This is a genomic window from Pseudorhodobacter sp. E13 (assembly GCF_003991405.1).
GTDB lineage: Bacteria > Pseudomonadota > Alphaproteobacteria > Rhodobacterales > Rhodobacteraceae > Pseudorhodobacter.
In genome coordinates, this window is sequence record NZ_RPEN01000152.1 from 37537 (window position 1) to 51019 (window position 13483).

The following is a 13483-nucleotide window of genomic DNA, read 5'->3' on the forward strand; positions in this document are numbered from 1 at the left end:
AACCGCTTGGCAGGCATTCCGCGCGCGATTCATATGCGGAATCGCAGCCTCAGGGCAGAATATGCAACCAGCCCCAAGCGGTCAAAATCGTCGCCCCCGTGGCCAGCAAAACGGTAGAGGCCGCAACCCGTTTCGCCACCCCATACATATTGGCAAACAAAAACGCATTCACCCCCGGCGCCATCGCCGCCGTCACCACCGCCGACCGCATCTGATCCACGCTCAACCCAAGCAAAACCCCCAGCCCGTAGGTGATCGCCGGGTGCAAAATCAGCGTCAGCCCGCAAACAAAGGCGATGGTTTTCATATCGCCTTCCGGCCGATAGCGCAGCAAAACCCCACCCAAACCGAACAGCGCCGCCGGGATCGCCGCTTTCACCATCATATCCACCGCCGAGGTCAGCACCCCCGGCAAGGGCAGTCCCGACAAATTGACCACAAAGCCCGATAAAATTCCCAGCACCAGCGGCTGGCTCAGAATCGCGCGCGTCACCCGCCGCGTCAGCGCCAGCTTTGCCAGCCCCTCGCCCTTGCTGCGCAAAATCTCCATCAGGCTGATCCCGATGCCATACATCAAGGGCGAATGAACCGCGATGATCGCATAGTTCCCGGCCAGCGCATCCGCGCCATAGGCCCGCTCGGTGATCGGCAGGCCCAACAGCAGCGTGTTGGAAAAGCTCGCCACAAAAGCAATCGCCAGCGCATCCATCGGCGGGCGGCCAAAAAACAGCCGCGCCCCCGCATAGGCCAGCGCCCCGGCCCCGAAGGCGCCCGCATAAAAGCTTGTCAGCAAGGCCGGATCAAAGCTTTGGGCCAGATCAAGCTGGCTCATCGAGCGGAACAACAAGCAAGGCACCGCGAAATTCTGCGCGAATTTCATCACGCCATCCACGGCAGCCGCATCGACGATGTTTTTCCACGCCGCGAAATACCCTGCCCCAAGGATCAGGAAAACCGGCAGGATCACATCCAGCAGCGCATTCATGCGGGGGCCGCGATCTCGATCACCATGCCGTCAAAAGCGGGGGTGATATGCGCCGCCGTCTCGGCCTCTACCGTGGCATAATCCAGATCAATATGCATATTCGTCAGCACCGCACGTTTCGGCGCGGCGCGGGCAATCCATTCCAGCGTCAGGTCCAGATGGGCATGGGTGGGGTGCGGCTTGCGGCGCAGCGCGTCGATCACCCAAACCTCCAACCCCTCCAGCATCTCCCATGCGGGCTTTGGGATCGCGACGACATCGGGCACATAGGCCAGCCCGCCGACCCGAAAGCCCAAAGCCTCCATCGAGCCATGATCGACGGTAAAGGGATGCAGCACCACCTCGCCCCCCGCACCCGTCACGCTGACCGGCCCGTCCAGCAGATGCAGGTCAAGGATCGGTGGATAGGGGGAGCCGGGAAGCTGCTGGAACACATAGCTGAACCGGTCGCGCAGCGCGATTTGCGTGGGCAGATCGGCCCAGACGGGCAGGCGACCGCGCATGTTGAACACGATCTGGCGCAGATCGTCGATCCCATGCGTATGGTCGGCATGGGCATGGGTGAACACCACACCATCCAACGTGCCGACCTCGGCGTCCAAAAGCTGTTCTCGCATATCAGGGGAGGTGTCGATCAGCACGCGGGTCGTCCCGGCCTCTGTCACCCGCTCCACCAACAGCGAACAGCGGCGGCGGCGGTTTTTCGGGTTGGCCGGGTCACAGGCGCCCCAATGCCCACCCAGCCGCGGCACCCCGCCCGAAGACCCACAGCCCAGAATGGTGAAGCGCAGCGTTGCGGTCATGCGGTTTTTGCTTTCCAGAACAGACGGTCGAAATTGGCGCAGGTGGCGGCGGCGAAATCGGGCAGCGACAGGCCGAACACCTCGGCCCCGACCTTGGCGGTATGGGCGGTATAGGCGGGTTCATTGCGGCGGCCCCGGAAGGGGGGCGGGGCCAGATAGGGGCTATCGGTTTCCAGCAAGATCCGGTCCAAGGGTGCCGCGGCAAAAATATCGCGCAGCTCGCCGGATTTCGGAAAGGCCGCGATGCCCGACATCGACAGATAAAAGCCAAGGTCCAGCGCCGCGCGCGCCAGTTCCGCGCTGGAGGAAAAACAATGCATCACGCAGGTATAGGCCCCTGCCTTATATTCCTCGGTCAGGATGCGGGCCATATCCTCATCCGCCGCGCGGGCGTGGATGATCAGCGGCAAACCGGTTTCCCGCGCCGCCGCGATGTGAATACGCAAGCTGTCGCGCTGCACCGCCCCGCTTTCGGCGGTGTAATGATAATCCAGCCCGGATTCGCCAATCCCCACCATTTTCGGATGCTGCGCAATCGCAACCAGTTCCGCCACCGTGGCCATCGGTTCTTCGGCGGCGCTCATCGGGTGGGTGCCTGCGGCGTAAAACACCGACGGGTTCGCCTCGGCAATGGCGCGCACCTGCGGTTCATTGCGCAGCCTTGTGCAGATGGTGACCATACGGGCCACACCGGCAGCATGGGCGCGGGCGATGATGTCCGGCAACTCGCCCTCAAAATCCGGGAAATCGAGATGGCAATGGCTGTCTACGATTTCGGGGCCCGTGATTTCGGGGCCCGTGATTTTGGGGGGCTGTTCAGTCATCTCGGCTCACCTCTGGGCGAGCTTTCCCGCCGTTTCGTCAATCCTGAGAACCATATCCATGAGAAGGGCGGCAGGGTCAAGGTTGACAGCCCGACCCCGGCGGGCGCGGGTGGCAAGGCCCTGCGCCAGATCGGCCCATTCGCGGGCAGCAAACGGGTTGGGGGACAGCCGCGCGATCAGCTCTGCTTCGCCCGGTGCGGCCTCGGGTGGGCAATAGCCCAGCGTGCCCGCACGGGCCAGACGCGCCAGAAACAGATCCATCAACATCAGGATCAGATCAAAGGTTTCTTCCGCCCCGCGCCCCGCGCCTTGTTCGGTCAGCGCCAGCGCCCGCGTCCGGTCCAGCCGGGGCAGGGTGGAAAACAGCGCGATCAGCCGTGCATAAAGCTTCAGCCCGTCCAGATTGGTGATGCGGATCGCCTCACCGACCGAGCCGCCCGAAAGCTGCGCCAGCGGGATCAGATCATCGGGTGTATCGCCGGATTGGGCCAAGGCCAGCGCCATATCTTCGGGGGCCAAAGGCGACAGCCGCAATTCGCGGCACCGCGACCGGATGGTGGGCAGCAAGCGCGAGGGCTGGTGGCTGACCAGCAGCAGCACCACATTCGGCGGCGGTTCTTCCAGCAGTTTCAAAAGCGCGTTTGCGGCGGCGGTGTTCATCTCATCCACCGCGTCGATGATGGCCACGCGCCGCCCGCCATCGGCCGCCGACATGGTGAAATAGGTTTTCATCTTGCGCACTTCATCAACGCTGATGGTGGTTTTCAGCTTGCGCTTTTCATCATCCCAAGCGCGGCGCAGCAGGAACAGGCGCGGCTCTGACAAGGCCAAGAGGCGGGGCAGAACCGGATGGCTTTCGGGAATATCCAGCGTTTCGGGTGGCGGCGGGGCGAACATGCCGCCGTCATCATCCGGCGTGGCCAGCAAGAAGCGCGCGATTTTCCACGCCAGCGTCGCCTTGCCAAGGCCCAAGGGCCCGGTGATCATCCAGCCGTGATGCAGCTTGCCCGCGCGATAGGCATCCAGAAAGGCCTGTTCCGCGGCGGCGTGGCCAAAAAGCTGCGGGGTTTCGCGCGGATGCGGCGCGCCTGTCACCTGATCGGGCTGCGGGCGATCTTCCAGCGCGACTTTGGGCGCGCGGCTCATGCCAGTTTCGCCAAGGTGGTGGCCAGCACATCGGCGGCCACTGCTTCGGGGCTGCGCGCGCCGTCGATCACGGTGAAGCGGGGGAATTGCGCTGCCAGTTGCAAAAAGCCTTCGCGCATCCGGGCCTGCATGGCGCTGCCCATATCCTCAAATCGCTGTTCTGCGCCGGCACGGGCCACGGCGCGGGAATGGCCGGTGGTCGCGTCGATGTCAATCAGCAAGGTCAGATCAGGCTCTACCCCGATCATCCGGCTGTGCAGATCATCGACCATGGCGCGCAGGTCTGCGCCTGTGCCACGGCGGATGCCCTGATACATGCGGGTGCTGTCGGCAAAACGGTCGGTGATGACCACATCACCGCGCGACAGGGCGGGGCGGATGGTTTTTTCCAGATGGTCGCGGCGGGCGGCGGTGAACAGCAAGATCTCGGTTTCCGGCGACCAGCGATCCGGGTCGCCTTCCAGCACAAGGCGGCGGATATCTTCGGCCCCCGCGCTGCCCCCCGGTTCGCGCGTCAGCACCACACTGCGGCCCTTGGCGCGCAAAGCCTCGGCCAGCAGCCGGGCTTGTGTGCTTTTGCCAGACCCGTCGATCCCTTCGAAACTGATGAATAGGCCGCTGCCGCCTGCCATATCAGCTCGCCGGGTCCTGTTCTGCCAGAAAGCGGCCATGCAGAACCTGCGCGGCCTTTTCGATCCGCTTGAGGAACCCCGCAGGGGCCACAGCGGTTTCGGCCATCAGCGGAATGCGGCGTTCGGGCAGGTCCGGCACGGCGATGGTCAGGCTGCCCACTTCGGCCCCTTGGGCCAATGGCGCCTTGAGCGGGCCGGTGTAATTGACCTGCGCCGTCACCCCGTCCTGCACCAAAGCCGGGACCAGCATGGTCACATCTTCGGCGGCGACAAGGCCCACGCTGGCCTCCGCGCCCAGCCAGACATCCGCTTCGGCAATGCGCTGCCCGGCCTTCACCACCGTTTTCAGAACAAATTGGCGAAAGGCCCAGTTCATCATGCGGTCAGCCTCTTCGGCGCGGTCCTTTTCCGAGTCGAGCCCGGTGATGACAAAGATCACCCGCCGCTCACCCTGCTTGGCCGAGCCGACAAGCCCATAGCCCGCCTCGGTGGTATGGCCAGTTTTCAGGCCATCCGCCCCGCCGCCCAGTTTCAGCAAAGGGTTGCGGTTATGGCGGTTTGCGGCGGCACGGTCGGCAAAGTTGAACTCGGTTTCCGAAAAAATCGGGTAAAACTCGGGAAACTCCTCGATCAGGCGGCGGGCCAGAATGCCCAGATCCCGCATCGACATGCGCTGGTAAGGGTCGGGCCAGCCCGAGGCATTGGCAAAGGTGGAATTGGTCATGCCAAGCGCCTGCGCGCGGTCGGTCATCTGCCGGGCAAAGGCCTCTTCGGTGCCGGCCAGCCCTTCGGCCACCACAACACAGGCATCATTGCCGGAATTGATGATGATCCCTTTGATCAGCTCTGCCGTGGTGGGCCGGTCGCGTTCGTTCAGGAACATGGTCGAACCACCCATGTCTTTCGCGCGGGTCGACACGGTGAATTGCGTGTCCATCGTCACGCGGCCATCGCGCAGCGCCTCGAACAACATGTTCAGCGTCATCAGCTTGGACATCGACGCAGGCGGCAGCGATTCATCGGCGTTCTTGTCCATCAGCACGGTCTGGGTCGCCATATCATAGACCCAAGCCGCCTTGGCACGGGTTTCAAACGCTTGCGCCTGCCCGGTGAATGGCAGCAGCGCCACAATGGCCAAGAGGAGTTTGAAACGCATGGGGTGTCCTTTCCGTAAGATCAGCGCGACACGAAATACGCATCGCTAAAGCCAAGGCCCTTGACCTTGGACAATGTGGCCGCGCGGGTGCTGGCATCGGTCGGCCCCGCCGTGACGCGCCAGAAGGTTTTGCCTTGGCTGCTTTCCGTGCTGACCTTGGCGGGAACCCCGGCTTTGGTCAGGGTGCTGGCGGCGCGGTTGGCATTCGCCTCGACACTGAAAATCCCGATCTGGATCAGGCTTTTGCCGCCGGAGGCAGCAGCGGGTGCCGCAGGTTTGGGGGCGGCAGGTTTGGGCGCTGCCGTGGCAACCGGCTTGGGCGCGGCGGGTTTGCCATCGGCCTTGTCCAGCGCGGCAGCGGCATTTGATACCGGGTCAAGCGATGTGGTTTTCACCGCTTCATTGGCGTCCAAAATCGGGCGGGCGGCATCCGGGGCCTCAGCCTGGACTTCCTCGCGGCGCAGGGCGGTGACGTTCAGCTTGGCAGGCATCCCCGCCAAAAGCCCAAGGGCCGCCGCCGCATCGGATGAGATTTGCAGCGGTGGGCCGGGGTTGATCCGTTCACGCCGGAACAGCGCGCCGATCACAAATTTGCCATTGGTCGGGTTTCGCAGGATCACCCGCTCTGGGTCGACCGCATCGGGCGAGGCCACCCAAACCCCGCCAAGCGAGGGGCGGCCATCCCACAAAGCCTCTTGGCTGACCTGAAACACCTTGGGCGCTTCGACATCGCGATCGACCAGCCGCACCGAGGTTTCGCTGGCCACAGCGCCGCCGCCATCGGCAGAATTATCCTTTTTTGCGAAAGGGTTGCCTGTGCTTTGGCATCCCGCCAGCCCGAAGGCGGCAACAGATGCCAGCACATAAATTCTCGTCATAGCCCGTGCCATTTCCAGCCCCTACTGCTGCGCGAATTCTATGTCGCGCTTTGTCTCCGCCATCTGCAAGACTGACGGTTTTGCCTCATCGACGGTTGCCCGCTTCGGCGCATCATATCGCCATGGGCCTTGCGAGGGAAGTGCCCGACCACGTTTCGGCGGATTTTGGCAATGGGTGCGGTTTTCGGGCCGGGGGCCGGTTTGCGCCCCATGACAGGGCGCATGAAAAAGGGGCGCCGAAACGCCCCTTTTGCCGCAGGTCAAGCCACGCGCCGATCACGGGTTCGCGTTGATCGTGGCTTCCAGCCAAGGCAGGTAATTCGACACACGGGTATAGGCCGAGAAGGGCGCGCTTTCGTTGCAGCCCTTGCCACCCACACCCGACAGACCCCAGCTGACAACCCCGGCCTGAATGAAGCTGCCATCTTGCAGCGACACGACCAGCGGCCCGCCGCTATCGCCCGAACAGGCGGTCTTGCCACCTTCAAACGTGCCCGAGCATAGCATATTGGCCGACATCGGCGGTTTCACCCCGGCCACCAGCGCATCCCATGCGGAATAGGCGGCCTCATCCGTCAGGCCAAAGACCTTGACCGCATAGCCAAAGCCCTTGGCGGCCTCTTCGGCGCGGCTTTCCAGCATGGCTTGGTTGCACAGGTTGCGGTCCATCATCTGAATCTGCACTTCATGCAGGTCTTCGGGATGGTCGCCGCCTTCGGTCAGGCCCCAGCCGGTGACGGTGGTGGTGACACCGGGTTGATCAAGGTAATCGCCAAACTCGGCATCCGGCACTTTGATGGTGGCAAAGGCGGCATTGGGCACGCGGGCCAGTTTGACCAGCGCGATATCATTGTCGAACTCGCTGCCGATGTAATCGGGGTGGCGATAGATCGCCTCGATCGGGACCAGATCGCCGGTGCCATCGGTCAGGCTGTTGGTGCCAACCAGCACCGACACCGCCTTGGGGTTGATATCGCGGTAAACCCCTTTGTCATCCGACATATGGATGCAATGCGCCGCGGTCAGCACCCAACGGTCCAGCAGCATGGAGCCACCGCAGAAATGCCCATCGGCCCCCGCCGCGCCATTGATCACAAAACCGATTTGCCAAGGGTATTCGCCGGGATCAGCCAATTCGCCACCAATCACCCGCGCGCCGCTTTCGGCCTTTGCGGCTTCGGCGGCGCGGGCGGCTTTCATCCCGCTTTGCGCGAAAGCAAAGGGCGAGGTGGTCGCCGGGTCTGCCACCGGGGCCGAAAAGTCCGGCGGGGTTTGGGCAAGGGCCAGCCCCGCGCTCAGCACAGCCGGAAGGGCGGTTATCAGCACAAGGGGAAGGGCGCGGGGTTTTGTCATCTGAAAGCTCCTCTGTGGTATGGGCAGAAGTGTTGCAAGCGAAGGCGGGTGTTTCAAGGGGGGGCGGAAAGGGATGCGTTGGGGCGCACCAGAACCGGTTGGCGCAGCAGCGTCAGTTCCGGGCGCTTCAGCGTAAAGCCACGGGTTTGCGTGCCGTCCTCGGGCGTCATCAACCCCGCGATCAGCGACAGGGCATGACCTTCGGCCCCCATGGCGCGCAGCCGGTCGGGGGTGGCAAGGGCCGACAGATCGGCGCGGGGTTCATCCACCTCGGGCGAAAGGGCGACGATCAGGATTTCCTCGGCGGCGAATGACATGGGGTCACTCGCCTCGATCCGCATCCCGATCCGTGCGCTTTCACCAAGGGCGAGGCGGTTGGACAGGTTGCGCCGCGGCCAAAGCGGGGTCAGCGTGAAATCCTGCGCCAGATAGAACACGGTCACATCCTGCACCCGGCCAGAGCGGTTGGTGACCGTCAGCCACAGCTCATCGCACCCATGCACCCCTTGCGCGGGGTCGTTGGGGCTGGCCTTGCCAGCGCGGGCGCAGCCGTCGGCGGTTTGGGCGCCTGCCTTGCGTTCAAATTCCACGGCCAAGGGCGGCCCGCCGACCGAAAGTCCCCGCCCCGCGCCCAAGCCCGCCAGCACCGCGCGCATCCGGGTGGCGTGGGCGGCGTTTTCCAGCAGGCGCATGGCGGCGGCGGTCATATCCTCGCCCGCGCGCATCACAGCGCGGGGGGTGGCACCTTGGCCCTGCGGGTCCAGCACGCCATCTAGCCCGGCCAGCGCCAGCGTGCCCGCCGTAAAGATCGGCACAAGGTCAGGGGTGGGCGCGTTCAGCACCACAAGCCCTTCGTCGCGCAGCGTGGTCAGCGCGGCCTCTATCGCGGTGTAATCCTGCGCGTCCGATGCTTCGGCCCGTGTGACAGGGGCCAGATGCAGGGGCGGTGGCGGGGCAGGGCTTTGCATCTCGGCCCAAGCGGCGGCTTCGGGCAGGGCGGGGGCGTCCAGTTCTGCCGTTCCGGCGGTCAGCTTGGTGATCCGGGCCGAGGCCAGCGCCGCGCCCCCCGCCGGGCTGTCATACAGCGCAAGCGTGGACCCTACGGTCAGCCCTTGCAGCAAACCCGCCTGCACCTGACCCGCGCGCAGTGCAAAGCGGCTGGTGCCGCTGCCCGTGCCAAAGACCGGGGCGTCCAGCAGCGGGCCTTCGCCATCGGGTTCCTGCCGCGCGCTGCCTTGGGTCATCCGGTCGCGCGCGGCGGCCAGAACCTGCCCCCAGCTTGCGCCGGGGGCCTCGCGCAAGACCTGCGTCAGGGCAAGGGTAAAGGCCCCATGCCAGCGCTGCGCCTGCCCTTCACCCAAGGGGTATTCAAACGACCGTTGATCGGATTGCGAGGAATAGAGAAAGGCAAAGGCCCCGCCCAATTCCGGCACGGGGTGGGGGGCTGCGGCAGGCAGATCATCCGGAACGCCCAGCACCTCGGGGGGCAGCACCCGCGCGTGCCCCGCCCCCGCGGTGGACCGAAAGCCCGTGCCGGAATGGCAGGCATCAATCACGCCGATCAGCTTCACACCTGCCGCCGTCAACCCGGCGGCCCAAGCGTTCAACTCATCATCCAGCAGCGCGTTTTCCACGGCGGCAATCGCGCCTTTCCAGCCTGCGGCATCCATCGGCAGCAAAATCTCATCCGCGCCGCCTTGCTCATCCCCGCTGGTATCGGGCGACTGGGAACCATGGCCCGAGAAGTAAAACACCACCGTATCATCGGGTTTTGCCTTCGCGCTCAGCCCTTGCATCGCGGCCATGATCGCGGCTTTGGTGGGTTGGCCCAGCACCACCCCGGCTGGCAGGTCGGGCGCATCGGGCATGGTGGTCAGCGCGGTGATCTGACCGGGGGCCATTCCGCGCGCAACAAGGGTCTGCGCCATCAGACCCACGTCATAGCCGGGGCCTTGCAGGTCGGCGTCCAGATATTGGTAATCGCCCACGCCCACCAAAAGCGCATGCATGTCAGCCCGCGCAGGGGTGCCAAGAACGGCACCGCAGAGAACCAGCATCAAAGGCGAAAAAAACTGTGTCATGCGGCCAAGATAACGGCTGAAATCAGGCCCGCAAGCCCGCGCAGGCTGCATGACGGCACTTGTCATCAAAGCCCCGCGCTATTGTCCAACCGGCACCACCCTGCGCCCGCCGCGCGCAATGCCAGCCGCGATGCGGGCATCGACATCATTGCCATCAAGCGATTGCACAAAGCCGTTGAACTCTGCCGCGTTGCGGGTGGCAATGCGCCCCGCCTCAATCGCCAGATCAACCTGTTCCGGCGTCAGCCGCAGCCGGGTCGGCACCTTGTTCAAGGCTTGGCGCATCGGCGCGTCCAGCGCTTCGAAATTCGCCATGCCGACAAAAAGCTTCACATCGGCGCAATCCCATGCCCCGCCGCGCCCGCGCAAACGGCGCACTTCGGCGGCAGGCAAGGCGCAGCGCCATTCGATCAGATCCTCTTGCCAGCGCTTCATTTCGGCCCGCATCGCGTCATAGCCCGACCGGGTTGCCGCCGAGATCGAGGCACTGGCAATCGCCGCCCCAAGCCCAAGCCCGCCCGGACCTTTCATCTGTTGGGTCCAGCTGTAATCGGCCTGCACCCCGGCATCGGCCACCAGAAACAGCAGCCGCTTCAGGCGCACGGCTTCTTCTGCTGTCATCGGCGCATAGGCGGCACGGGCGCGGGCGCGTTCCACCGCCAAGCCGGTGGTGCCGAAGTTATCGGTCACGCCGCCATCCAGCAGCTTCACGAATTTCACCTTGTCAGGGTCGGCATAGCTTTCCAGCGCGCGGGCATGGGCGCGCATCGCGGCAGAGGCTTCGGGGTTGAAGCGCGCCGCCGTCAGCCAGTCGGGTTCGCGGTAATCGCATTTGCCCTGATGCACTTCCAGCACCACCGGGGCAAAGACCAGCGGAAAGGCGGCAGAGGCCGAAACCGCCTCGGCAATCGGCATGCGCGACAGGTCCGAACACAGCGCGTCAAAGGTTTCGGGCGAAAACAGGAACGGCGTGGAATTGGCAATATCGGTGGCGTTGATCCATGTCTTGATCTTGGATCGCTGGCGCAGATCGCCAAAGGTGGCGCCTTTGAACAGCACCTCGTCGATATAGCGGGCAAAGGTGGTGCGCCCATTGGCCCCGCCCGACAACCCGCGCAGCACCGTCAGCGGGTTCAACAGGGAATTGGCCATATATTTTTCGGCATTGGTGACCAGATACCGATCTCGGTAGCCATCCATCCCGCGCGGCCCCCACAGACCAAGCTGCGCCGCCGTCACAGACCCGCCCGACACCCCCGACACCAGCCGCACATGATCCAGCAGGCCATTGGGCGTGGCGGGGCCGACGGCAGTTTCGCGCAAGGTTTCGGCCATACCATAGGCAAAGGCCGAGGCGCGCATCCCCCCGCCCGAAAAGGCAAGGCCGACATAAACCTCCCCCTCGCCGATGGTTTCGTTGTTCACCTCAACCAAAGGCGCATTGCTGCCGTCCACCAAAGGGGCGTTCAGCGGCGTATTCCACGCAGCGCAGCCTGCAAGCAGGCCAGTCAGGGCGATAAGAAAACGGCGCATAAGAATCGGATCGGGCCTTTGGCTGGATTACGGCTCCAGCTTAGGCCAGTCGATTTGCAGCTCAAACCCTTTTTCTGTGTCGGGGGTGGACAGGCGGGCACCGTGGCGGGCGGCAATGGCCCGCACCAGCGCAAGCCCAAGCCCATGGCCCGGCAAGGCGCGGTCGCGCTCGGCGCGGGTGAAACGCTCAAAGGCGGCGGCGCGCAGGTCAGCGGGCATGCCCGGCCCGGTGTCGCGGATGGTCATGCGGATGCTGCCTGCGGTCTCTGCCAGTGCCAGCCGGATGTGATCGCCGGGCGCGCAGTATTTCACCGCATTGTCCAACACATTCGACAGCATCTGCCCGATCAGCGTGCGGTCGCCCAGAATGGTCTGGCCCGGCGCTACGTCTTGCGCCAGCGACAGGCCCTTGTCTTCGGCCACGGCCTCATACAACTCGGCCATCTCAAGGCAGAGCGTCGACAGATCCACCGGGACCAAACCGCCACCCGTGCCTTGATCGGCCTCGGCGCGGGAAATATCCAGAAGCGCGTCAAACACCCGTGTCGCTTTGCGCATTTCGTCGCGCAGATCATCGACCAGCGCATCCTGGCCCTGCAACTGGCCCAGCTTTTGCGCCATGCGGTTCAGGGGGGTGCGCAATTCATGCGCAATGCTGTCAGACAGGCGATGGGTGGCGCGGTTCAGCGCCTCGATCCGGTCGAGCATGGCATGGACATGGGTTTCCAGCAGGCCGAATTCATCCGGCGCGCGCGGGCCGGGCAGGCGGGCATCCAGCGCCCCGGTGGCAACCTTGTCGGCCAGCGCGTTGATCCGCGTGATGCGCCCCATGATGCCGCGCGCCGCGATCCAGCCCACGACGCAGCCCGCCACCAGCATCCCCAAAGTCAGCACCGCAATCGCGCGGCGCAGGGCGGCCAAGGTCGCCTCCATCGGGGCAAGGGAGCGCGCGACAAGCAAGGGAAACCCGCCGGGCAGAATACGGCCAACGCCCAGCCAGTTCTGGCCGGAATCGGTGAACACCTGCGCCTTGTCGGCGGTGAAATCATCGCCCAGGGCGGGAAGGGTGGCAGGCCAGTCGGGGCGCGTGCCCGCCAGAACCGTGCCGCCGCGATCTTGCAGCAGCAGCATTTCATCCCCGGTGGCCGCCGCCGCGCGATAGTCAATCGCCTGCCGCAGCGCGATGATGCGGCGCTGGTCATACAGCGCGCCGAACCCGTCCAGATCGGCGGCAAGCAGGCTGGTCTGTGCCTGCATCAGCCGTGCGGCCACGAGGCGATATTGCAGCCCCATACCCAGCAGCGACAACAGCGTCACCGTCAGCGCCACAATCGCCGCCAGTCGCAGGGTAGCCCGCGCAAGGGGAAGGCGGCGGCGTGTCATCCGCTGGTCTGGCCAGACAGCGGTGCGAACATATAGCCTTCGCCGCGCGCGGTCTGGATCACGGGGCGGCCCGCCGCCTCCTCCAGCTTGCGGCGCAGGCGGCCCACATGCACATCAACGACATTGGTGCCGGGGTCGAAATGCAGGTTCCAGACCTGTTCCAGCAATTGCCTGCGCGTCACCACTTGCCCCGCATTGCGCGCCATGAAGGTGATAAGTTCAAACTCACGCGGGCTGGTGGCCACATGCACGCGCCCGATATGCACGGTGCGCGCCTTCAGCCGGATTTCCAGATCGCCAAAGGCCATCAGATCATTGTCCAGCACCTGCATCGTCGCCCGCCGCAACAAGGCCCGCAGCCGTGCGCGCAACTCATCAGGTTCAAAGGGTTTGGCAAGGTAATCGTCGGCACCCTTTTCCAACCCTTCCACCCGGTTCACCGCGCGGCCAAGCGCCGACAGCACCAGAATAAGCGCGGTGGAGCCAGAGGCGCGCAGCTTGGCAATGGCGTCGATACTGTCGCCACCGGGCAGCATGCGGTCAAACACGATCACCGCATAATCCCCCGCCGCCTCGGCGATGCCATCGGCCAGCGTGGCGCGCAGAACAGGGGCGCAGCCCAGTTCCGAGACGATGGCGGCCACGGCTTCGGCGGTCTGGGGATCATCTTCGACAATCAGGATTTTGCTTTTCGGACTCATGCTCTTCT

At 64.6% G+C, this 13483-nt stretch carries 12 protein-coding genes; all 12 read right to left on the bottom strand.

The features are described 5' to 3' along the window. Positions 1–49: 49 nt before the first annotated feature. The 12 genes from EGN72_RS07270 to EGN72_RS07325 all read right to left on the bottom strand — a co-directional run bounded on the left by EGN72_RS07270 (position 50) and on the right by EGN72_RS07325 (position 13475). Positions 50–985, bottom strand: coding sequence for an AEC family transporter (locus EGN72_RS07270; RefSeq protein ID WP_127046059.1), 936 nt, complete (start codon positions 983–985; stop codon positions 50–52). Beyond that, entirely contained in the window at positions 982–1788 is an 807-nt protein-coding gene (locus EGN72_RS07275) for an MBL fold metallo-hydrolase (protein WP_127046061.1), read from the bottom strand. The genes EGN72_RS07270 and EGN72_RS07275 overlap by 4 nt, the downstream gene beginning before the upstream one ends. Then, positions 1785–2612 carry a TatD family hydrolase gene (locus tag EGN72_RS07280; RefSeq protein WP_127046063.1) on the bottom strand — a complete coding sequence of 276 codons (828 nt, stop codon included), beginning with the start codon at positions 2610–2612 and terminating at the stop codon, positions 1785–1787. The genes EGN72_RS07275 and EGN72_RS07280 overlap by 4 nt, the downstream gene beginning before the upstream one ends. Before the next feature lie 6 nt (positions 2613–2618). Further along, positions 2619–3758 (bottom strand): DNA polymerase III subunit delta', encoded by a 1140-nt coding sequence (locus EGN72_RS07285; protein ID WP_127046065.1) that lies wholly within the window; start codon positions 3756–3758, stop codon positions 2619–2621. Further along, positions 3755–4390, bottom strand: a complete 636-nt coding sequence (tmk, locus tag EGN72_RS07290; protein WP_127046067.1) for a dTMP kinase — start codon at positions 4388–4390, stop codon at positions 3755–3757. The genes EGN72_RS07285 and tmk overlap by 4 nt, the downstream gene beginning before the upstream one ends. Before the next feature lies 1 nt (position 4391). Beyond that, on the bottom strand, positions 4392–5546 hold the full coding sequence (locus tag EGN72_RS07295; protein WP_127046069.1) for a D-alanyl-D-alanine carboxypeptidase family protein: 1155 nt from the start codon (positions 5544–5546) through the stop codon (positions 4392–4394). 20 nt (positions 5547–5566) lie between these two features. Continuing rightward, complete coding sequence (locus EGN72_RS07300) at positions 5567–6424, bottom strand: SPOR domain-containing protein (RefSeq protein WP_233587068.1); 858 nt, start codon at positions 6422–6424, stop codon at positions 5567–5569. Between the two features lie 276 nt (positions 6425–6700). Continuing rightward, the gene (locus EGN72_RS07305; protein WP_127046072.1) at positions 6701–7777 is read right to left on the bottom strand and encodes a serine protease; all 1077 of its coding nucleotides are present in this window, start codon (positions 7775–7777) and stop codon (positions 6701–6703) included. A gap of 53 nt (positions 7778–7830) precedes the next feature. Further along, positions 7831–9858: a caspase family protein gene (locus tag EGN72_RS07310; RefSeq protein ID WP_158623157.1), complete on the bottom strand. Its 2028-nt coding sequence runs from the start codon at positions 9856–9858 to the stop codon at positions 7831–7833. 78 nt (positions 9859–9936) lie between these two features. After that, positions 9937–11391 carry a patatin-like phospholipase family protein gene (locus tag EGN72_RS07315; protein ID WP_127046076.1) on the bottom strand — a complete coding sequence of 485 codons (1455 nt, stop codon included), beginning with the start codon at positions 11389–11391 and terminating at the stop codon, positions 9937–9939. A gap of 27 nt (positions 11392–11418) precedes the next feature. Then, a complete protein-coding gene (locus tag EGN72_RS07320; RefSeq protein WP_127046078.1) occupies positions 11419–12774 on the bottom strand; it encodes a HAMP domain-containing sensor histidine kinase in 1356 nt (451 codons plus the stop codon). After that, entirely contained in the window at positions 12771–13475 is a 705-nt protein-coding gene (locus EGN72_RS07325) for a response regulator transcription factor (protein WP_127046080.1), read from the bottom strand. Before EGN72_RS07325 ends, EGN72_RS07320 begins: the two co-directional genes overlap by 4 nt. Between the last annotated feature and the right edge of the window lie 8 nt (positions 13476–13483).